20 protein-coding genes and 1 pseudogene are annotated in these 20,512 nt (G+C 71.9%); 4 read left to right on the forward strand and 17 right to left on the reverse strand.

Translation table 11 applies throughout. From position 1 onward, the window contains the following. Positions 1–3: 3 nt before the first annotated feature. Positions 4–933 carry a LysR family transcriptional regulator gene (locus HDC93_RS10070; protein ID WP_185009320.1) on the reverse strand — a complete coding sequence of 310 codons (930 nt, stop codon included), beginning with the start codon at positions 931–933 and terminating at the stop codon, positions 4–6. 70 nt (positions 934–1,003) lie between these two features. Here HDC93_RS10070 and HDC93_RS10075 point away from each other — a divergent pair, with 70 nt between their 5' ends. Then, positions 1,004–2,155, forward strand: coding sequence for a TDT family transporter (locus tag HDC93_RS10075; protein ID WP_185009322.1), 1,152 nt, complete (start codon positions 1,004–1,006; stop codon positions 2,153–2,155). Here HDC93_RS10075 and HDC93_RS10080 read toward each other — a convergent pair. The 3 genes and pseudogenes from HDC93_RS10080 to HDC93_RS10090 all read right to left on the reverse strand — a co-directional run. Then, positions 2,067–2,786, reverse strand: a complete 720-nt coding sequence (locus HDC93_RS10080) for a helical backbone metal receptor (RefSeq protein WP_185009324.1) — start codon at positions 2,784–2,786, stop codon at positions 2,067–2,069. The two genes, HDC93_RS10075 and HDC93_RS10080, sit on opposite strands and share 89 nt — an antisense overlap. Continuing rightward, positions 2,783–3,352: a helix-turn-helix domain-containing protein gene (locus HDC93_RS10085; protein ID WP_142164937.1), complete on the reverse strand. Its 570-nt coding sequence runs from the start codon at positions 3,350–3,352 to the stop codon at positions 2,783–2,785. The genes HDC93_RS10080 and HDC93_RS10085 overlap by 4 nt, the downstream gene beginning before the upstream one ends. A 333-nt stretch (positions 3,353–3,685) precedes the next feature. Continuing rightward, positions 3,686–4,117: pseudogene (locus tag HDC93_RS10090) on the reverse strand (glycine betaine ABC transporter substrate-binding protein); the annotation flags it as partial. Positions 4,118–4,267: 150 nt separating this feature from the next. Here HDC93_RS10090 and HDC93_RS10095 point away from each other — a divergent pair. Next, on the forward strand, positions 4,268–5,197 hold the full coding sequence (locus HDC93_RS10095) for a 5'-3' exonuclease (protein WP_260419519.1): 930 nt from the start codon (positions 4,268–4,270) through the stop codon (positions 5,195–5,197). 79 nt (positions 5,198–5,276) lie between these two features. After that, on the forward strand, positions 5,277–6,119 hold the full coding sequence (locus tag HDC93_RS10100) for a siderophore-interacting protein (protein WP_185009328.1): 843 nt from the start codon (positions 5,277–5,279) through the stop codon (positions 6,117–6,119). A gap of 30 nt (positions 6,120–6,149) precedes the next feature. On the opposite strand, the gene HDC93_RS10105 is transcribed toward HDC93_RS10100, so the two are convergent. After that, positions 6,150–6,731, reverse strand: a complete 582-nt coding sequence (locus HDC93_RS10105) for a GNAT family N-acetyltransferase (protein ID WP_185009330.1) — start codon at positions 6,729–6,731, stop codon at positions 6,150–6,152. Between the two features lie 667 nt (positions 6,732–7,398). Between HDC93_RS10105 and HDC93_RS10110 the strand changes: the two genes are divergently transcribed. Beyond that, positions 7,399–8,391 carry a pseudouridine synthase gene (locus HDC93_RS10110; RefSeq protein ID WP_185009332.1) on the forward strand — a complete coding sequence of 331 codons (993 nt, stop codon included), beginning with the start codon at positions 7,399–7,401 and terminating at the stop codon, positions 8,389–8,391. On the opposite strand, the gene HDC93_RS10115 is transcribed toward HDC93_RS10110, so the two are convergent. The 12 genes from HDC93_RS10115 to HDC93_RS10170 all read right to left on the reverse strand — a co-directional run bounded on the left by HDC93_RS10115 (position 8,385) and on the right by HDC93_RS10170 (position 20,500). Then, positions 8,385–9,908 (reverse strand): cytochrome P450, encoded by a 1,524-nt coding sequence (locus tag HDC93_RS10115; protein ID WP_185009334.1) that lies wholly within the window; start codon positions 9,906–9,908, stop codon positions 8,385–8,387. The two genes, HDC93_RS10110 and HDC93_RS10115, sit on opposite strands and share 7 nt — an antisense overlap. 60 nt (positions 9,909–9,968) lie before the next feature. Continuing rightward, the gene (locus HDC93_RS10120) at positions 9,969–10,589 is read right to left on the reverse strand and encodes an ATP/GTP-binding protein (RefSeq protein WP_031108857.1); all 621 of its coding nucleotides are present in this window, start codon (positions 10,587–10,589) and stop codon (positions 9,969–9,971) included. Beyond that, positions 10,570–10,968 carry a DUF742 domain-containing protein gene (locus tag HDC93_RS10125; protein WP_185009336.1) on the reverse strand — a complete coding sequence of 133 codons (399 nt, stop codon included), beginning with the start codon at positions 10,966–10,968 and terminating at the stop codon, positions 10,570–10,572. Before HDC93_RS10125 ends, HDC93_RS10120 begins: the two co-directional genes overlap by 20 nt. Then, positions 10,965–11,372 (reverse strand): roadblock/LC7 domain-containing protein, encoded by a 408-nt coding sequence (locus tag HDC93_RS10130; RefSeq protein WP_030848665.1) that lies wholly within the window; start codon positions 11,370–11,372, stop codon positions 10,965–10,967. Before HDC93_RS10130 ends, HDC93_RS10125 begins: the two co-directional genes overlap by 4 nt. Next, positions 11,369–13,009 carry a sensor histidine kinase KdpD gene (locus tag HDC93_RS10135; RefSeq protein ID WP_185009338.1) on the reverse strand — a complete coding sequence of 547 codons (1,641 nt, stop codon included), beginning with the start codon at positions 13,007–13,009 and terminating at the stop codon, positions 11,369–11,371. Before HDC93_RS10135 ends, HDC93_RS10130 begins: the two co-directional genes overlap by 4 nt. A gap of 400 nt (positions 13,010–13,409) precedes the next feature. Next, on the reverse strand, positions 13,410–16,259 hold the full coding sequence (locus HDC93_RS10140) for an RNA helicase (RefSeq protein WP_185009340.1): 2,850 nt from the start codon (positions 16,257–16,259) through the stop codon (positions 13,410–13,412). 56 nt (positions 16,260–16,315) lie between these two features. Next, positions 16,316–17,203 (reverse strand): diacylglycerol kinase, encoded by an 888-nt coding sequence (locus tag HDC93_RS10145; RefSeq protein ID WP_185009342.1) that lies wholly within the window; start codon positions 17,201–17,203, stop codon positions 16,316–16,318. A 31-nt stretch (positions 17,204–17,234) separates the two neighbouring features. Beyond that, positions 17,235–18,197, reverse strand: a complete 963-nt coding sequence (gene tatC / locus HDC93_RS10150; RefSeq protein WP_185009344.1) for a twin-arginine translocase subunit TatC — start codon at positions 18,195–18,197, stop codon at positions 17,235–17,237. A gap of 47 nt (positions 18,198–18,244) precedes the next feature. Then, complete coding sequence (tatA, locus tag HDC93_RS10155) at positions 18,245–18,526, reverse strand: Sec-independent protein translocase subunit TatA (protein ID WP_185009346.1); 282 nt, start codon at positions 18,524–18,526, stop codon at positions 18,245–18,247. Between the two features lie 258 nt (positions 18,527–18,784). After that, positions 18,785–18,979, reverse strand: a complete 195-nt coding sequence (locus tag HDC93_RS10160) for a hypothetical protein (RefSeq protein ID WP_185009348.1) — start codon at positions 18,977–18,979, stop codon at positions 18,785–18,787. A gap of 45 nt (positions 18,980–19,024) precedes the next feature. Next, on the reverse strand, positions 19,025–19,321 hold the full coding sequence (locus tag HDC93_RS10165) for a hypothetical protein (RefSeq protein ID WP_185009349.1): 297 nt from the start codon (positions 19,319–19,321) through the stop codon (positions 19,025–19,027). A 102-nt stretch (positions 19,322–19,423) separates the two neighbouring features. Beyond that, positions 19,424–20,500 (reverse strand): WYL domain-containing protein, encoded by a 1,077-nt coding sequence (locus HDC93_RS10170; protein ID WP_311774528.1) that lies wholly within the window; start codon positions 20,498–20,500, stop codon positions 19,424–19,426. Positions 20,501–20,512: the final 12 nt, after the last annotated feature.

The following is a 20,512-nucleotide window of genomic DNA, read 5'->3' on the forward strand; positions in this document are numbered from 1 at the left end:
AACCTACCCCCGCGTCAGCGACAGCAGGTCCCGCGCCGGGCCCGTCGGGCGGTGCCCCGTCGGCCACACCGCCCTCAGGTCCCGCGCCAGGGCCACCCCCTCCACCGGCACCGACACCAGCCGCCGCATCGCCAGCTCCTCCCCCACCGCCAGCTCGCTCAGCACCGCCGGACCCGCCCCGCTCACCACAGCCGCCTTCACCGCCGTCGTCGAGGACAGCTCGATGAGCGGCCGGGCCAGTCCGCCGAGCGCCACGTCCAGCACCTGCCGCGTCCCCGACCCCTTCTCTCTGAGGATCAGCGGCGTCGACGCCAGTTCCTCCGCCGCCAGCGACCGCCGCCGCCTGGCCCACGCATGCCCCGGCGCGGTCACCACTATCAGCCGGTCATGCGCGATGACCGCCGAGTCGAGACCGGCCGGCACCGACAGCCCCTCCACGAACCCCAGATCCGCCTCGTCCGACAGCAGCCGCTCCGCCACCGCTGTCGAGTTCCCCGCGTGCAGCGACACCGCCGTGTCGGGCCGCTGCGCGCGCAGCGCGAGGAGCCAGCCCGGCAGCAGATACTCGGCGATGGTCATGCTGGCGGCGACCCGCAACCGGGAGTCGCGCCGGTCGCGCAGCGCCTGCGCCCCCACGTCGAACGCCTCCGCCGCCTCCACGATCCGCCGCGCCCAGTCCGTCACCAGCGCCCCGGCGTCCGTCAGCCGGGACCCGCGGGGCGACCGGTCGACCAGCGCGACACCGAGCTGCCGCTCCATCGACCGGATCCGGCTGCTGGCCGCGGGCTGGGTGATGCCGAGCTCCCGCGCCGCGCCACCGAGGCTGCCCAGTCGCGCCACCGCCAGCAGCAGCTCCAGGGCGCCCAGATCCGGCACCCGGTGCGCCACGGAGCCGGTGACGGCCGGCCCGGTCTGCTCATCCGCGTTGCTCATAAACCCAGCTTATGCCGCCATAGAGGCATGATCCCTGGTGGCGGGCCTCCCCCGGCACCACCGTGGAGTCATGGTCACCGCAGCCCGGCCCCGCGCGTATCCGCTCTCCGTCCGTCATCTGGGACCCAACTGGTACGCCACCGTCATGGGCACCGCCGTCGTCGCCACCGCCGGGAGCGCCCTGGCACCGCACGTCCCGGGGCTGCGCGGCCTGCTCGCCGCCGTCTGGGCGCTGTCGCTCGCGCTGCTGGTGACCCTGCTCGGCGCGCGGGCCGTGCACTGGGGAAGGCACCGGGACCAGGCCCGCGCCCACCTCCTCGACCCGGCTGCGGCGCCCTTCTACGGCTGCCTCGCCATGGCCCTGCTCGCCGTGGGCGGCGGTGCCCTCACCGTCGGCCGGGACTGGATCGGGCTGCGGACGGCCGTGGCGCTCGACGCGGTGCTGTTCACCGCCGGCACGGTTCTCGGGCTCGCGGCGGCGGTCGTGGTGCCGTATCTGATGGCCGTACGGCACAGGGTGGAGCCGGGGCAGGCCACACCCGTCTGGCTGCTGCCGCTCGTCGCGCCCATGGTGTCGGCCGCCGTCGGGCCGCTGCTGGTGCCGCATCTGCCGCCCGGGCAGGCCCGCCGGACGCTGCTGCTCGGCTGCTTCGCGCTGTTCGGACTCAGCCTGCTCGCGACCCTGGTCATGCTGCCGCTGGTCTTCGCCCGGTCGCTCACCGGCGGCCCGCTGCCCCTCGCCCTCACCCCGACCCTGTTCCTGGTGCTCGGCCCGCTCGGGCAGTCCACCACGGCCGTCGGTGCCTTCGCGGACGTCGCACCCGGGGTCGTGCCGGCGCCGTACAGCGACGGCTTCGGTGCCCTCGCCGTGCTCTACGGCGTGCCCGTCATGGGGTTCGCGCTGCTCTGGTTCTGCCTGGCCACCGCCCATGTCGTCCGCGCGCGGCGGCACGGGATGCGGTTCTCGATGACCTGGTGGTCGTTCACCTTCCCGGTCGGCACCTGTGTCACGGGCACCGAGGCGCTCGCCCGGCACACCGGGCTCGTCGCCTACGCGGGCCCGGCGGTCCTGCTCTACGCGGTGCTGGTCGCGGCGTGGGGCACGGCCGTCGTGGGCACCGTGCGCGGGCTGCTCAGGGGCGAGCTGCTCGCAGCGCCTCGCCCAGCACCCGCGGCGCCTCGGCCAGTGACGGCCCGTACCACGTCAGGTGCCGTCCGCTGACGAGCGCGCAGGGCAGGCCGGGAAAGGCCTCGGGGCCGTCGTCGGCGGTGAAGCGGTAGGGCTCGTCCGGCAGGACCACCACGTCCGGTTCCGAGGCGCGCAGTTCCTCGAGCGGGACGCGCGGGTAGCGGTCGGGGTGCGTCGCGTGCACGTGGCCGACGCCGAGGCGGGCGAGGACGTCACCTGCGAAGGTGTCGCGGCCCAGGACCATCCACGGCCTGCGCCAGACCGGCACGACCGCCGTGCGGCGCGTCCCGGGCTCCGGCAGGGACGACCAGGTCCGCTCCGCCTCGTCCAGCCAGCGCGGCCGGGCCGTCACCCCGCAGGCGTCCAGCACCCGGGCCAGTTCGTGGAAGGCCTGCGGCACGTCGCGGATCTCCGTCACCAGGACCTCGGCGCCCGCCGCCCGCAGGGCCGCGAGGTCGGGTGCGCGGTTCTCCTCCTCGTTGGCGATCACCAGGTCGGGCGCCAGGGAGAGGATCCGGTCGGTCTCGGGGTTCTTGGTGCCGCCGACGCGTACGACGTCGAGGCCTGGAGGATGCGTGCACCAGTCGGTGGCGCCGACGAGGGCTCCGGGCGCGGAGCGGGCCACGGCCTCGGTCAGCGAGGGGACCAGCGAGACGACCCTCACCGGCGAGGCCGGTCCCGGACCGCCTCGATGTGTTCTGCCACGGCGACGACGACCACGCGGGTGTCCGACTCGGTCGCCCGCCAGCGGTGCCGTACACCACCGGTCAGGTACAGCGTGTCGCCGCGGCCCAGGCGGTAGGCGCGGCCCTCCGCCTCGATCTCCACCGCGCCGTCGGCGACGTACATCAACTGGTCGTTGCGGTACTGGAATTCACGGCCCGCGTCATGGTCGCCGGTGAACTCGGAGGCATGCATCTGGTGGTGGCCGCGGACCAGGGAGCGGGTCCGGGGCTGGGGCTGGGGCTCGGTGCCGTCGGCGCGGACGACGTCCACGCTGCACGCCGGGTCGGCCGCGGCGAGAAGCTCCACGGCGGTGGTGCGCAGGGCGTCGGCGACCTTCTCCAGGGAGCTGGTGCTGGGCCGCGCCCTGTCGTTCTCGATCTGGCTCAGGAACGGGACGGACAGGCCGCTGCGCGCGGCCACGACGGCAAGGGTGAGCTCCAGCGCGCGGCGCCGCCGGCGCACGGCCGCGCCCACCCGAAGGGGTTGCTCTTTGTGGTCGCCCATCGCTCCGGCTCCCTCCTTCGCCCGTCGATCCGCTCCCCGTGCGGCGGTGTCCCGGCGCACTGCTCCTGTTGAGTTGTCTGCACCCTACGCACGTTCGGCAAACCGTTTCATGCGCCCGTCACATAGACGTCATACGGGACGGTGCACGACCTCACACTTCGCGCCAGGGGATCCACCGCCGAAGGGGGCGGGGCGGGTGTTCCTCCCGCGGGAGGAACAGGCAGGGAGAGGGGGTTCAGGGGGTCGCGTAGCGCTCTGTGGTTGTCCGGATCCCGTTCGTGGGATCGGGGGCGGGGTGGGGCGCGGCGTGTCGTGCGTCCCACCCTCGGAACCCTACTGCGGTGTCATGCGCTGCACCATGTCCGGGTGCTGCTCGAGCCACTCGGCCACGGCCTCTTCCTCATGGTCCTGACCGCGGTTCTTGCTCTCGCTCTCCAGCGTGCCGAGCTCGTCCTCGCTCATCTCGAAGTTCTTGATCCACTTCGTGAGCCGCGGGTACTCCTCGGGGAACTTCTCGTTGGAGACGGTGCGGATCGTGCTGCCCTCGCCGAAGCCCTTCTCGGGGTCCTTCAGCTTGGTCGGCTCGTAGTCGCCGTACGCCCAGTGCGGCGACCAGAGGGTGACGGCGACCGGTTCCTTCTTGGCGTACGCGCGCTTCAGCTCGGCCGGCATCGCGGGCGTGGAGCCGTCGACGACTTCGTACTCCTTGTCCAGGCCGTAGCCGGGCGGGACCTTGTTCTTCAGCAGGTCCATCTCGCCGGTGCCAAACAGTTGAAATGCGCAACCAGCCTCGCTCCGGGGTGACGCCTCTGCCCGGGCCCCGGCAGCAAACTCGAAAGTGGGGCGCTTCACACGGAACGCGCAGGACGCAATGCGTTGCGCTGCGGCGAGTCGCTGTCAGCGGCGTACGGCATGATGCGTGGCGTGACCGGACGACTGATGCTCCTCGACACCGCCTCTCTGTACTTCCGCGCCTACTTCGGCGTCCCGGACTCGGTCCGGGCCCCGGACGGCACGCCGGTGAACGCCGTGCGCGGACTGCTCGACTTCATCGACCGCCTGGTCAAGGACCACCGGCCGGACCTCCTGGTGGCCTGTATGGACGCCGACTGGCGGCCGCAGTGGCGGGTGGACCTGATCCCCTCCTACAAGGCGCACCGCGTCGCCGAGGAGCACGCGGTCGGCCCGGACGAGGAGGAGGTGCCCGACACGCTGTCGCCGCAGGTGCCGGTCATCGAGGCCGTGCTGGACGCGGTGGGCATCGCGCGCGTGGGTGTCGCCGGCTACGAGGCGGACGACGTGATCGGCACGTTCACCGCCGGGGCGAAGGGCCCGGTCGATATCGTCACGGGCGACCGCGACCTGTACCAACTCGTGGACGACGCCCGCGGGGTGCGCGTGCTGTACCCGCTGAAGGGAGTGGGCACGCTGCAGCACACCGATGAGGCGGTGCTGCGTGAGAAGTATGGGGTCGACGGCAGGGGGTACGCGGATCTGGCCCTGCTGCGCGGCGACCCGAGCGACGGCCTGCCGGGCGTGCCGGGCATCGGTGAGAAGACAGCCGCCAAGCTGCTGGCCGAGTTCGGGGACCTGGCCGGGATCATGGCGGCGATCGAGGACCGGGGGTCGAAGCTGACGCCGACCCAGCGCAGGCGGCTGGACGAGGCGCGTCCCTATCTGGCGGTCGCGCCGAAGGTCGTCCGGGTCGCGGACGACGTACCCCTGCCCGACGTCTCCACGGCGCTGCCGCGTACCCCGCGCGACCCGGCGGCACTGGAGGCGCTGGCGGCCCGCTGGGGACTGGGCGGATCCCTGGAGCGGCTGATGGCGACGCTCTCGGCGTGATCTCTCGCCGCAGGAGGTGTGAAGTGGGAGCGAGGTGCTAACTTAGGTTAGCCTAACTATGTGAGACAGGGAGGTCCTCATGGCAGAGCGACCGGGCCGCCAGCCGCGCAGGCTCCACTCCGCGCAGGTCGTACGCACCGAGCGGCTGACCCCGCACATGCAGCGCGTGGTGCTCGGCGGCGAGGGCCTCGCCGACTTCACGGCGGACACCTGCACCGACCACTACGTGAAGCTGCTGTTCCCGCCCACGGGCGTCACCTATCCGGAACCCTTCGACCTGCAGCGCGTCAAGGACGAACTGCCCCGTGAACAGTGGCCGGTGACCCGGACCTACACGGTCCGCCAGTGGGACGCCGAGCACCGCGAGCTGACGCTGGACTTCGTCATCCACGGTGACGAGGGCCTGGCCGGTCCGTGGGCCGTTCGCGTCCGGCCGGGCGAGACCGTGCGCTTCATGGGACCCGGCGGGGCGTACGCGCCCGACCCGGACGCCGACTGGCACCTGCTCGCCGGCGACGAGAGCGCGCTGCCCGCGATCGCCTGCGCTCTGGAGGCATTGCCGCGCGGGGCCAGGGCGTACGCCTTCGTGGAGGTCTCCGGCTGTGAGGAGGAGCAGAAGATCGACTCGGACGTGGACGTCGTCTGGCTGCACCGCGGCGCCCGGCCCCTGGGTGAGGCGCTGGTCGAGGCCGTCCGGAACCTGGAGTTCCCCGAGGGCAGGGTGCACGCATTCGTCCACGGCGAGGCGCACTTCGTCAAGCAGCTGCGCCATCTGCTCCGCGTGGAGCGCCAGGTCGCGCGCGATGACCTCTCGATCTCCGGCTACTGGCGCCGCGGCCACAACGAGGACGGCTGGCAGGCCTCCAAGCGCGAGTGGAACGCCCGGATCGAGGCGGAGCAGGAGAGCGTGTCCGCGGCCTGACGGCTCACCGGCGCCGCCGCCGTGCCTGGCTCAGTCCCCCCGGATCCGCGCGTGCAGGTGCATGTCGTGCCAGCCGTCCGGCTGCAGGATCGCACTGCGCTTGGTGCCCTCCAGGGCGAAGCCGGTCCGGGAGGCGACGCTGCAGGACGCCTCGTTGCGCACGGCGTGCAGGAGCTCCAGGCGGTGGAAGCCGATCTCGTCGAGCGCCCACTGTGTGAGCGCGGTCGTGGCGCGGGGGGCGACGCCCCGGCCCCGTGCCTGCGGGGCGGTCCAGTACGCCACCTCCGCCGTCCCGTCGTCGAGCCGTAGCTCGCGCAGCGCGACCCTGCCCAGCAGCTCTCCGGACTCCGCGTCGGCCACAGCCCAGTGCGCCTCCCGCTCCCCCTCCCACGCCCGGTGCCAGGCCTGGATCCAGTCACCGGCCTCCGCCACGGAGTCCGCGGCCCGGGCGTGCCACTGGTGCATCACGGGGTCCTGGAAGACGTCGTACACCGCGGGCGCGTCCCCGGCCCGCCAGGGGCGCAGCACGAGTCCGCCGTCGGCGGGGAGAGTCGGTTGCGGGCGGTCCGAGAGGGTCCCGGCGGTCAGGACCGGGCTGATGAGGAACGGCATGCCCGCATCCTGACAAGGTCCGGCCGGGCGGTCCCCGTCATTTTCCGCCCCGGAACCCCGGGGCTTCCGTCCCCGCACGCCAGCAGCTTCCATCCCCGCCACCGGGTCTTCCGCCCAAGCACGCCTGCGACCCCCATCCGCGCCACCGGTGCTTCCGTCCCCGCACGCCAGCAGCTTCCATCCCCGCCACCGGGTCTTCCGCCCACGCACGCCTGCGACCCCCATCCGCGCCCCCGAACCTTCCGCCCACGCACGCCTGCGACCCCCGCCCCCGAACCTTCCGCCCACGCACGCCTGCGACCCCCATCCGCGCCACCGAACCTTCCGCCCACGCACGCCTGCGACCCCCATCCGCGCCACCGGATCTTCCGCCCACGCACGCCTGCGACCCCCGCCCCCGAACCTTCCGCCCACGCACGCCTGCGACCCCCATCCGCGCCACCGGATCTTCCGCCCACGCACGCCGACTCTTCCGCCCCCGCCACCGAACCTTCCGCCCACGCACGCCTGCGACCCCCATCCGCGCCACCGGACCTTCCGCCCACGCACGCCTGGAACTTCCGCCCCCGCACGCCTGCGGCCCCCGCCCCCGCACACCGGAGTTGTCCGCCCCCGCCCCCCCCGGGGTTTTCCGCCTCCGCACCCCCGCCTCGTACGCTGGGCCGCGATGAGACGCAAGACCCGCATCCCGCCCTCTCCCCTGCCGCAGCGCCACGGGGTGGATCCGGTACGCGTGCGGCTGCCCCCCGCGGGGGCGTGGGGCACGGTGCGCGCGCACCTGGTGGAGCGGCTCTCGGGGGCGGGTGCGGGAGTCGTCGACGGCATGTTCGACGCGGGCCGGATCGTCGGGGCGGACGGACGGCCCGTGGCGGCCGACGCGCCCTTCGTTCCGGGGATGTTCGTGTGGTTCCACCGGGACCTGCCCGACGAGGTGCCGGTGCCCGTCCCGGTGCAGGTCGTGCACCGGGACGAGCACATCGTCGTCGCCGACAAGCCGCACTTCCTCGCCACCACCCCGCGCGGCGGCCACGTCGCCGAGACCGCGCTGGCCCGGCTCCGCCGCGAACTGGACCTCCCCGAGCTCACCGCGGCCCACCGGCTGGACCGGCTCACAGCGGGACTCGTGCTGTTCACGGTGCGCCCCGAGGAGCGCGGGGCGTACCAGTCGCTGTTCCGCGACCGCAGGATCCGCAAGGAGTACGAGGCCGTCGCCCCGTACGACCCCGCTCTCGCCGTGCCCCGGACCGTCCGCAGCCGGATCGTGAAGGAGCACGGGGTGCTCACCGCCCGGGAGGTTCCGGGCGAGCCCAACGCCGTCAGCCGAGTCGAGCTGGTCGAGCACCTCGAACAGCCCGGCGGGCCCGGCGGACTCGCCCGGTACCGGCTCACACCCGCCACCGGGCAGACGCACCAGCTGCGCGTGCACCTGAGTGCGCTGGGCGTGCCGATCCTCGGCGACCCGCTCTACCCGGACGTGGCCGCGCCCGTGCCGGCCGGCGACTTCCGCCGTCCGCTCCAACTGCTGGCGCGGTCGCTGGAGTTCACCGACCCGGTCACGGGCGCGGAGCACCGGTTCCGCAGCGGCCGGGTGCTCGCGGCCTGGGCGTCGTACGATCGGTGGGCCGCCGGCGGGTACGACGGCCCGTCAGACGGTCAGTAGCCGTGCCACCAGCTCAGGAACCGCTGCCAGAGCCCCTTGCGGCGGGCCGGTTCCGCGAAGGCGGGCTGCCCCGGCACCGGCATCGGCTGGGGCTGCACCGGGTCCGGCTGCGGCTGTGCGGCGACCGGCTGGGGCTGCGCCGCGGCCGGTGCGGCCTGCGCCTGTGGCTGCGCGATGCCGATCTGCCAGTCCGAGCGCTGGGCTGCGACCGGCTTGTGGTTGGGCACCTCCTGCACGTCCTGCGGCGGCTTGGGCGCGAACTGTACCGGCAGCTCCATCAGGTGCCGGGAGGCGATGGACGCCGTCCAGCGCAACTCCTCCTCGTCGCAGTCGAGTTCCACGTCCGGCAGCCGCATCAGCAGCGCGTCGACGCCCACGTCGGCGATGGAGCGGCCGATGTCCTGCCCGGGACACTCGTGCGGACCTCCGCCGAAGGCGAGGTGGGAGCGGTTGCCCTGCATGCTGGCCTTCAGGTCCGGCCGTACCCGCGGGTCGACGTTGGCCGGGAGCGGCGCGAAGAGCAGCCCGTCACCCCGGCGGATGCGCTGCCCGCCCAGCTCGGTCTCCTGCTTGGCGAAGTAGGCGAACACCGTGCTGAACGGCGGTTCGTTCCACAGGGACTGCTCCACCGCCTCCGGCACCGTCATCTGGCCGCCGTTGAGCTGGGCCCGGAAGCGTGGGTCGATCAGCACCGTGAGCAGCACGTTGGACAGCAGGTTGGTGGTGGCCTCGTAGGCGGCGAAGAGCACCAGGCGCAGGTGCTCCCGGACCTCGTCGTCGCTCAGCCGGGCCGGGTGCGTGATCAGGTAGCTGGCGAGGTCCTCCTCCGGCTGCGCGCGGCGGGTGGCGGTGAGCCGGCTCAGGGCCTCCATGACGTAGGAGTGGCTGGCGATCGCGGTCTCGGTGCCCTTGAGCGCGTCACGGGCGGCCTCGACGATCCGGTCGTTGTACTCGTCGGGCATGCCGAGGATCTCGCACATCACCGCCATCGGCAGGTGCTCGGTGAACTGGCCGACGAGGTCCGCCTCGCCCGCCTCGCAGAACCGGTTGACGATCACCTGCGTACTGCGGTTGATGTAGCGGCGCAGGCTGCGGAAGTCGATCGTGGAGATGGCGCCCATGACCGCGCCGCGCAGCCGCTTGTGCTCGTCGCCCTCGGCGTGCGAGGCGATGGGCTGCCAGGCGATGTGCGGCATCAGCGGGTGGTCGGGCTTGACGAGGCCCTCCCTGAGCGGGGTCCAGATCCGGCTGTCCCGGCAGTACTGCGAGGGCGAGCGCACCATGTGCAGGTTCTCGGCGTGGCCGAGGACGATCCACATCGGCACGTCGTCGTGGAGCAGCACGGGCGCCACGGGACCGTGCTGCTCCCGCAGTTGCTCGTACAGCGCTCCGAGGTCCTCCGCCTCGTGCAGCCGGTGCAGTCCCCCGGGCCCGAGGCCGTGCGCGGGGCAGCCGGGGGGCGGGCCGGGCCGGAGGTCGTCGTCCGTGCTGGTCGGGGCGTGGGATTCAGGCGTCACAGTGATCGCTCCGAAGCTTTCCAGGTGTCATGGGGGGAAGGGCGGGTGGACGGACACGGATCAGGTGAGCGAGCCCGTCATGGCGAGCGAGTGCAGGAAGCGCATGAGCGTCATCAGGACGTCGCGGCTGGAGGCGCGCCGCCGCGCGTCGCACTCGATGATCGGGATGTCCGGCGTGAGGTCGAGGGCCGTGCGCAGCTCCTCGATGGCGTAACGGGGGGCGTCCGGGAAGGAGTTGATGGCGACCACGAACGGCACGCCGCGCTCCTCCAGGCGCCCCATGACGTCGAAGCTGACCTCCAGCCGCCGGGTGTCGACCAGCACCACCGCGCCGAGCGCGCCCTCGAACAGGCCGTTCCACAGGAACCAGAAGCGCTGCTGGCCTGGCGTGCCGAAGAGGTACAGCACCAGTTGTTCGGTGATGCTGATCCGGCCGAAGTCCATGGCCACGGTGGTGGCCGTCTTGGACGCGGAGCCGAAGTTGTCGTCGACACCGATGCCGGCCTGCGTCATGGTCTCCTCGGTGGTCAGCGGTGTGATCTCGCTGACCGAGCCGACCATGGTCGTCTTGCCGACGCCGAAGCCACCCACGATCACGATCTTGGCCGCGGCCTGTGCCGTGTGGGGCAGCTGGTCCTCGGCCCGGGGGCCCGGGATGGTGTCAGAGCCGTTGAAGTCCATTCATCACCGCTTCGAGGAGGGAACGGTCGGAGCGCGCCTTGCGGACGATCGGGGCGCGCGCCTGCACCAGTTCCGCCGTCAGCAACTCGGTGAGCAGCACGCCCATCGCGCTGAACGGCAGGTGGAGGTAGGCCGACAGCTCGGCCACGGACAGGGGGGCGGCGCAGAGTCGGAGCAGCGCCGCCTGCTCGGGAGAGGCGGACGGCGGCGGGTCCGTGGCACGCGCCACGATCAACGTCACCAGGTCGAGCTCGGCCCGTTCACCGTCCGGGCCGGCCACCACGTACATCCGCTCCGGGTTGCCGGGTGTGCCGTCGCCCTCCTGGGGCGTGGGCGGTTCCGGGACGATGTCGCGCCTCCGGCGTTGGGGAGGCGTCATACGATCTGCCCGTTCCGCCGGGGCGGACTGGTGAGGTGACCGCCGATCCGGACGACCAGGTCGCGCATCATCGCGCTCATCCGGCCGGGTTCACACCGCACGTCGGAGAGCACCGCGAGGAAGGCGTTGGCGCCCGCGCCCATCAGGTAGAAGTAGCCGCGGTCGATCTCGATCATGACGAGCTTCATCTCACCGTCGCCCACGGTGAGTTCCTGGCAGATGCTGCCCGCGAGGGACTGCAGGCCGGCGCAGGCCGCGGCGACCCGGTCCGCCGCGTCCGGCTCGCCGCCGTAGCGTGCGATGCGCAGACCGTCGGCCGACAGCACCACGATCATCTCGATGCCCGGTACGCCGTCGGCGAGCTGCTTGAGCATCCAGTCGAAGTTGCCTCGCTGCTGGATCACTTGAGATCCCCCTCGTCATCGGCCTCGGTGGGGGCCGGGTCGTTGATCAGGTGCAGGTACTTGTGCGGGTTCCGGATGAAGTCGGTCGGGTGGGTGCCGGGTTCGATGCCCTGCTTGAGCCCCTCCCAGAAGGCCTCCAGACCCTTGCCTGGGGCGTCCGGGGACGACATGTCGTGCCACGACTTGGGCTCGGGCTCCGGAGTGGCCCACGGGTTGTACTCGCCCCGTTCGGCGGCCTCCCGGTCGGCCTTCTCGTTGGCCGCCTGCTGGGCGAGCCGCTCGGCGAGGGGCATCTTCACCTTGCTGCGGCGCTGCGGCAGGCCGTTCGCGGTCCACTCGGTGACCTCGGGGACGTCGTCGTCCTCCATGGAGACCGTGGCGGGGATCTTCGGGCTGGTGGGGCGTCGCCTCTTGGGCGCGCGCTTCGGGCCCTCGGGGATACCGACCGTCATGGGGATGCCGGTGGCGCCGATGCCGTGGGCGAGTCCGACGCCGGGCTCGTGGGTGATCATCTCGCTCGGCACGATGAGGATGGCCCGGACGCCGCCGTACGCGGAGGCACGCAGCGAGACCTGCATGTTGTACGCCGTGCAGAGGCGGCCCACGACGGCCAGTCCCAGGCGCGGGTGTTCGCCGATGTCCTGGAGGTCGAGGCCGGCCTTGGCGGCCTCCAGCATGCCCTCGATCCGGGCGCGTGCCTCCTCGTTGAGGTTGACACCGCCGTCCTCGATCTCGATGCAGACGCCGGTCTGCACCTCGGTGGCGGTGACGTGGACCTTGGTCTGCGGCGGCGAGTAGCGCGTGGCGTTGTCGAGGAGTTCGGCGGCGGCGTGGATGACCGGCTCGACGTAGATGCCCTTGACGCTGATCTTGGCGATGGAGGACAGCTGGATGCGCCGGTACTCCAGGATGCGGGACATGGCGCCGCGCAGGGTGCTGTACAGGGACACCGGCTGGGGCCACTGCCGCCCGGGGCGGCCGCCGCCGAGGACGGAGACGGAGTCGGCCAGGCGGCCGATCAGGGCGTTGCCGTGGTCGATGCGCAGCAGGTCGTCGAAGACCTCGGGGTTGCGGCCGTGGTCCTCCTCCATCTCCCGGAGTTCCTCGGCCTGCTGGTGGATGATCGCCTGGACGCGCCGGGCGACACTGACGAAGGAGCGCGCGGCCGCGTCGCGCATGGTCACTTCGCGGTCGACGATCTTGAGCACCGTCAGCAGCGTCTCGGCCTGCGGGGCGGGCAGGTCACGGAACGCGGGGTTGGCGAGGCCGAGCTTGCGCATCACCTCCCTGGGGGATTCTCCGGTGCGCAGCAGGTCGAGCGCGGCGGGGACGAGCTCCCGGGAGAAGCGGACCAGATCGTTCTCGTGGGCGCCGATCCGCTGTTCCAGATGCGCGCTGTGCCGGGCGTGCTCCGCACGCTGGTTGCGCAGCGCACGGCCGCGGCGCACCGCCTCGGCCGCCGTCGCGAGCACCAACGCGGTGGCGATGCCGCCACACCAGCCGACGGCACCCCGGGCGGGCTCCGCCACCAGGGCGACGGCGGCTCCGGTCGCCGCGGCCATGACTATGGCCGGCAGCAACAGCACGCGTGCGTAGGGGAGTTCACGGCGACCTGGAGGGGATTGAACACTCACCATGTGGGCCTTCTGACAGGAGTCGACTGAGGTTCGGGGCTTGTTGCAGGGGGGTATGTCATGAAGCTGTCGGGATCTTCCACACATTGGGGAACAAGCGCACGAATTCATCTCAAGACGGTGCGCTGCGGGCGAGCTTAGTCCGACCGGATCATCGCCGTGTCATATTCAGCAACTGCCGGAAACCGGACGCGAAGGGATAGTACGCTCGGTCGTTTACACGCTGTGACAGCGTTCGAATGCGCAACGTGACGACATACAGGCATACGAAAGCCCACTCACCGTGGCGGGTGAATGGGCCCAGGTACGACGTCCTTCTCGGGGGCGCGGGGCTGTGTCGATGTGCGGCTCCGCCGCGTGGGCGCGAGCAACGACCTACGGCCGGCACCCGCGCATCGAACGATCACCCCACCGACGAGTAGGCGACCACTCCCCGCAGCAACAGATCAACGGCCTTGCGCGCGTTCTTCACCACGGAAGACCCCTGCGGAGCAGCCGCCGCGATCTGCCCGAGCACGTCGATGACCTGCTTGCACCACCGCACGAAGTCCCCCGCCGGCATCTCCGCCTCGCGCAGTACCTCGTCGAGCCCCTTCCCGGAGGCCCACTCGTACGCGGCCCAGGCGAAGCCGAGATCGGGCTCGCGCTGCCCGACCCCCTCGGTCTGGGTGATCCGGAAGTCTTCCTCCAGCGCGTCCAGCCGCCCCCAGATCCGCACCATCTCGCCCAGCGCGGCCTTGGCCTTCCCGGACGGCACCTTCGGCGCCATCGCGTCGTCCGCGGCCCGCGCCTCGAACACCAACGCCGAGACGCACGCGGCCAGTTCGGCCGGGCCCAGGTCCTCCCAGACACCCGCGCGCAGACACTCGCTGGCGAGCAGGTCCAGCTCGCCGTACAGCCGCGCGAGCCGCTTGCCGTGCTCGGTGACCTCGTCGCCGCGCAGGTAGTCCAGCTCGGTCAGCAGCGCCACGATGCGGTCGAACGTCCGGGCGATCGTGTTCGTACGGCCCTCGATCCGCCGCTCCAGCTGCGAGGTGTCGCGCAGCAGCCGGTGGTACCGCTCGGCCCAACGGGCGTGGTCCTCACGGTCGTTGCAGCCGTGGCAGGGATGCGCCCGGAGCGCTGTGCGCAGCCGGGCGATCTCACGGTCGTCGGCCGCCTGGGAACGCCGCTTGCGGTGCTTCTCCGCCGGGATGTGCCCGGCCTTGGTGCGCAGCGCCGACGCGAGGTCCCGACGGGACTGCGGGGAACGGGGGTTGAAGGACTTCGGGATCCGCATCCGCTCCAGCGGCTCGACGGGCACCGGGAAGTCCATCGACGCCAGCCGCTTCACCTGCCGCTCGGCGGTCAGCACCAGCGGGCGCGGCCCGTCGTGGTGCTCGAAGCCGCGGTGGCCGTTCGAACGGCCCGCCGGCAGGCCCGGGTCGAGCACCAGCGCCAGGCCGGCGTACTTGCCGGTGGGCACGTGGATGACGTCACCGGGCTTCAGCTTCTCCAGCGCGACGGCGGCCTCGGCGCGCCGCTGTGCCGCGCCCTGCCGGGCGATCTCGTTCTCCCGGTCCTTCAGTTCGCGGCGCAGCCGCGCGTACTCCTCGAAGTCGCCGAGGTGGCAGGTCATGGAGGCCTTGTAGCCCTCCAGACCTTCCTCGTTGCGCTGCACCTGCCGGGAGATGCCGACGACCGACTTGTCCGCCTGGAACTGTGCGAAGGACGTCTCCAGCAGCTCACGCGAGCGGTGCCGCCCGAACTGCTCGACCAGGTTGACCGCCATGTTGTACGACGGCTTGAAGCTGGACCGCAGCGGGTAGGTGCGCGTGCCGGCCAGGCCCGCGAGGTGCTCGGGGCTGGAGCCGCGCTGCCACAGCACCACGGCGTGACCCTCGACGTCGATGCCGCGTCGCCCCGCGCGTCCCGTCAACTGCGTGTACTCGCCCGGCGTGATGTCCGCGTGCTGCTCGCCGTTCCACTTGACGAGCTTCTCCAGCACCACCGAGCGGGCGGGCATGTTGATGCCGAGGGCGAGGGTCTCGGTCGCGAACACGGCCTTGACCAGGCCGCGCACGAAGAGCTCCTCGACGACCTCCTTGAAGGTCGGCAGCATGCCCGCGTGGTGAGCGGCGATGCCGCGCTCCAGGCCCTCGAGCCACTCGTAGTAGCCGAGGACGTGCAGGTCCTCGGTCGGGATGGAGGCGGTGCGCTCCTCGACCAGGGTGCGGACCCGCTCGCGCGCCTCCTCGTCGTTGAGGCGCAGTCCCGCGTGCAGGCACTGCTGGACGGCGGCCTCGCAGGCGGCGCGGCTGAAGATGAAGGTGATGGCGGGCAGCAGCCCCTCGGCGTCGAGCCGCTCGATGACCTCGGGCCGGCTCGGCGTCCAGATCCGGGACCGCTGCCGGCGCTCGCGCTCACGGTCGGCCTCGCGCATGGACCTGCCGCGCCGCCGGTCCTGGTACGACGGCCGGCTCGCCTCCATGCGCGCCATGCGCGTGAGGTCGGGGTTGACGGCCTTCTTGTGGCCCTCGCCCTCCTCGAACAGGTCGTACATCCGCCGTCCCGCCAGCACATGCTGGAACAGCGGCACGGGCCGGTGCTCGGAGACGATCACCTCGGTGTCACCGCGGACCGTGTCGAGCCAGTCGCCGAACTCCTCGGCGTTCGACACGGTCGCCGAGAGCGAGACGAGCGTGACCGACTCGGGAAGGTGAATGATCACTTCTTCCCACACGGCACCCCGGAACCGGTCGGAGAGGTAGTGCACCTCGTCCATGACCACGTATCCGAGGCCCAGGAGGGTCTGGGAACCGGCGTACAGCATGTTCCGCAGCACCTCGGTGGTCATCACGACCACCGGCGCCTCGGAGTTGACGCTGTTGTCGCCGGTGAGCAGGCCCACCTTGTCCGTGCCGTAGCGGCGGCACAGGTCGGCGTACTTCTGGTTCGACAGCGCCTTGATGGGTGTCGTGTAGAAGCACTTCTTGCCCTGCTGGAGGGCGAGGTGGACGGCGAACTCGCCGACGATCGTCTTGCCGGAGCCGGTGGGCGCCGCGACGAGCACGCCCTTCCCCGCTTCGAGCGCCTGGCAGGCCTCGATCTGGAAGGGGTCGAGACCGAAGTCGTACATCTCGCGGAAGCCCGCGAGCGCGGTGGCCTGCTCGGCTGCCCGCAGGCGGGCTGCCGCGTACCGCTCGGCCGGTGAGAGGTCCTCTGTCATCGTGCTTTCGAGCCTACCGGGCCGCACTGACAACAGGACGATCATTATCCGGATCCGGTCCTGTGAAACCAGGGATCGGCGCAGCTCAGGGGCAGCGGACCTCAGGGGCCGACGACCCGCACGCCCCCGCGCACGCAGCGCGCGCTCAGCGGCAGCGGGCCGAGCGGCTCCCCGTCGGCGTAGCCGGTGACGCCCTCGGCGGAGATCTCGACGCGGGCCGCCCGCAGCACGGTCACCTTGGGATGGTCGACGTGTGTCCCCCGGTACACCCTCGGGAGCACCCGCAGCAGGGTGGTCCGGCTGCAGTCCCCGACCACCGTGACGTCGAACAGTCCGTCGGTCAGGTCGGCGCCGGGGCAGATCCGCATGCCGCCGCCGTAGGAGGAGCCGTTGCCGACGGCCACGAGACTCGCCTCGACCTCCAGGACCTCGTCGTCGAGCCGGATCCGGTACGGGACGGGACGGAACCCGGCGAGTTCGCCGATCATCGCCAGGTCGTACGTGAGGCGGCCGGTGGGCCATCTCATGCGGTTGCCGCGGTCGTTGACGCGGGAGTCGAAGCCGGAGGCGAGGACCGTGCCGAACCAGCGGTCGCCGACCTGCCCGAGGTCGATGTCGCGGATCCGGCCGCACTTGAGGGCGTCGGCGATCATGCGGCCCGCGGCGGCCGGCTGCCGCACGGGCAGGCCGAGGGCGCGGGCGAAGTCGTTGCCGGTTCCGACGGCGACCAGGCCGAGCGCGGTGCGGGTGCCCGCGACCGCCCGCAGCGCGAGGGCCGCCATCCCGTCACCCCCGACGGCGATCAGCGCGCCCGTGCCGGCCTCGACGGCGGCACGCGCGCGGACCAGGGCGTCCGCGGCGTCCTCCCCGAGGACCGTCCGCACCGAGAAGCCGGCCGCCCGCAACGCGGAAGCGGCCGGCTGCGCCGCGCGGGCGCCCCGGCCGCGGCCCGCGGTGGGGTTGACGAAGAGGGTGATCTCGCTGGTCACGGGGCCGACCCTATGAGCTGTCCGTCGAACTTCAGGTCACGTCGTCATAACCGTTGACCCGGTCCGAGCGGTCCGAGTTCGCCTGCTCGGGCAGGGCGGCCCGGCTGGTGGTCACGGGCTCGATCTCGCCGATGTCGTCGGGGGTGAGATCCAGCTCGGAGGCCTCGTCGTCGGCGGGGCCGAGGGCGTCGCGTCGGGCCTTGCGGCGATCGTTGACCAGGGAGAAGGCGACGGCTGCGAAGTACAGGATCCAGATCGGCGCCGCAAGCGCCAGCATGGTCAGCGGGTCGGTGCTGGGCGTGGCGATGGCCGCGAAGACCGTGATGCCCATGATCATGCCGCGCCACCAGCCGAGCATGCGCTTGCCGGTCAGTACCCCGGTGAGGTTGAGCATGACCAGCAGCAGCGGCAGCTCGAAGGACAGGCCGAAGACGAGCACCATCCGCATGACCAGGTCGAGCAGATCGTCCAGCGGAAGGAGGTTGGACGTGCCGCCCGGGGTGAACTCCAGGAGCACCTTGGCCGTGGTGGGAAGCACCGTGTACGCGAAGTACGCGCCGACGATGAACAGCGGGGCGCCGGTGGCGACGAAGGCGTAGGCGTACTTCCTCTCGTGCCGGTGCAGGCCCGGCGCGACGAAGGCCCACAGCTGGTAGAGCCAGACCGGGGAGGCCAGGACGACGCCGGCCATCAGGGAGACCTTCAGCGCCAGCGTGAAGGGGGTGAGCAGACCGTTGATGGTGATCTGCGCACAGGGCTTCGCGCCGGGCTGCGACTGGGCCAGCTCCGCGAAGGTCTTGTCACAGCCGACCGAGTCGAGGATCGGCTTGGTGATCAAGTTGATGATGTCGTTGTAGAAGAAGGCGGCGAAGACCGTGACGACGACGATCGCCAGCATCGCCTTGGCGAGCCGGTTGCGGAGCTCGCGAAGGTGCTCTGCGAGGGGCATGCGCCCCTCGGGATCCCTCTCCTGCTTGCGGGCAGACTTCAGCAACCCACGTTCCCATCTCGTGCGGCGGGCCGGAGGGCACCGGCCCTGCGTCAGCGCTTGGTCGTGTCCGTGGGCTCGCTGACCGGGCGCGAGCTGGTCACGTCACCGGGCGCTGCCTGGATGGTGCGCTGCGAGGACTCGTCGGCGTTGGGCGGGCCCGCCGGGGTCGTGGAGGACTTGTTCTCGTCCTTCATCGCCTTGGCCTCGCTCTTGAGGATGCGGGCGGACTTGCCGAGCGACCGAGCCATGTCCGGAAGCTTCTTCGCGCCGAACAGCAGGATGATGACGACGAGGATGAGAATGATCTCGGGGGCTCCGAGCCTTCCGAACATAAGTCTTTACCTTCTCACCGAGGCGGCTGTGGTGGGGTGCTGTCCGACCGGTCGGACACATGTCCGAACGATCGTGTTGGCAGCGATCGTAACGCTCGGGGGTGAACGTGAGGCAATCCCTCTGCATCCCCTGTGCGTACTCCCGTCCGCGACCAGTGCCTCGTTAACCGGGCCGCGACCAGCAGCGTACCTGTACGAACCGCCGAGGTGACAGGGCGAAGTGTCCCAAAAGCAACTCATGGCCGACGCCCGGCCGGCTCACAGAGCGTCCACGGATCGGGCCGCGGTCTGCGCCGCCCGCTCCAGGTCCTCGGCGGCCCGGTTGATACGGCGCGCCGAGTCCGTGACCTGCCTGCCCAGCCGCTGCGCCTCCACGAAGACCCGCACGGCGAGCACCCCGAGCACGACGAGACCCACGAAACCCACAGCAACCGCGAACATCGGCCAGAACATGACGCCGAGCCTAGACCTTCCTGAACGGGCGAACGCCCCGCCCTTCTAGACGGTGGAGTGCAGCCGCAGGGTCCGCACACCGCCGCCGGTGAGCAGCTCCACGATCCGCTCCCCCGCCGGCTTGCGGACCGACGCACCGCACTGCGGGCAGGTGAAGGAGTAGAAGGTGGTGCGGTTCGTGGCGCCGATGGCCAGGCGCAGGGCGCCCGCGGCGAGCTCGAAGGACCTGCGGCAGTCGGGGCAGCCCGCCCTGAACACGACCGGGGTCACGCTTCTCATTCCGGCGAACGCGGACTCCACCGTCATGCCCCCGACACCACCGGACGTCGCCGACTCGTTCAAGCCCTCGCTCCTCTTTCTGGGTCGTTCGCCTCCGGGGCGCCATGCCCGGTGCCGCGGTCCGGCGGCCCTGCCCGGCCGTGGCCCCCCAGGGACGCCCGCGGCTCACTCGGGTCCGTCGCCCGGCCCGTCCGGAACCGCGTGCGCCGCGTGCGGCCCGCGTGCGTCATCCTCCACGACCCGCGTCGTCCGCGCCGCCTCGATCCCGTCGTACGCCGCCAGCGCCTCGCGGGCCGCCTGGCGGGCGCTGTCGGCGAGGTCCGGCGGCGAGACGATCCGGCCGTCCCGCCCGAGCCGCAGTGCCAGGCGCCGCAGCGACGCCGGGTCGGGGGTCCGCAGAGTGATACGGAGTCCGCCGTCCGGCAGCTCATCCGCACTGTCGTGCGGGTAGTACTCCGCGACCCAGCGGCCGCCGGGCCCGACCTCGACCACGACCTCCGGGTCCTCGGCCGCGGGCTGCACCAGCGCTTCCGACAGGTCCCGCAGCTCGATCTCGGGCGGTGCCGACGGCTCGTCCAGGATCTTGATCTCGGCGACCCGGTCGAGCCGGAAGGTACGGCGCGCCTCGGAGCGGCGGCACCAGGCCTCGACATAGGTGTGCCCGACGCTGACCAGGCGGATGGGGTCGATCTCCCGCTCGGTGACCTCGTCGCGCGCGGGCGAGTAGTAGCGGATCCACAGCCTGCGGCGCTCGGCGATGGCCCGGTCGACGTCCGCGAAGACGCCGCCCTCGGACTCGAAGGTCACCGACAGGCGCGAGCTGGCGCCCGCCGCCTCGCCGGCCGCGGTCTCCACCTTGGCCGTCGCCCGCAGCAGCGCCTGCCGGTCGCTCTCGCGCAGTCCGGGCAGCGTGGACACCGCCCGGGCGGCGACGAGCAGGGCGGTGGCCTCGTCGGCTGCGAGTCTGAGCGGCTCGGCCGCTTCCGCCGCCAGGGCGGCCGGGTTGTGCCACCAGATGCGCTCGCCGTCGGTGTCGATGTCGAGCAGGTCGCCGCCGCGGAAGCTGGTGCCGCACATGGGCAGCACGTCGAGGTCGGAGACCAGCTCGTCCTCACTGATGCCGAAGGCGCGCGCGACGTCCTCGACCCGGGCTCCGGGGCGCTCCTTCAGATATGTCACCAGCGAGAGCATCCGCCGGGTCTGGTCGATGGCGTTCACGGGCCTGACCGGTTTGCCTGCCACTGTCTTTGCGCT

This window comes from Streptomyces sp. AK010, assembly GCF_014207295.1.
GTDB lineage: Bacteria > Actinomycetota > Actinomycetes > Streptomycetales > Streptomycetaceae > Streptomyces > Streptomyces massasporeus.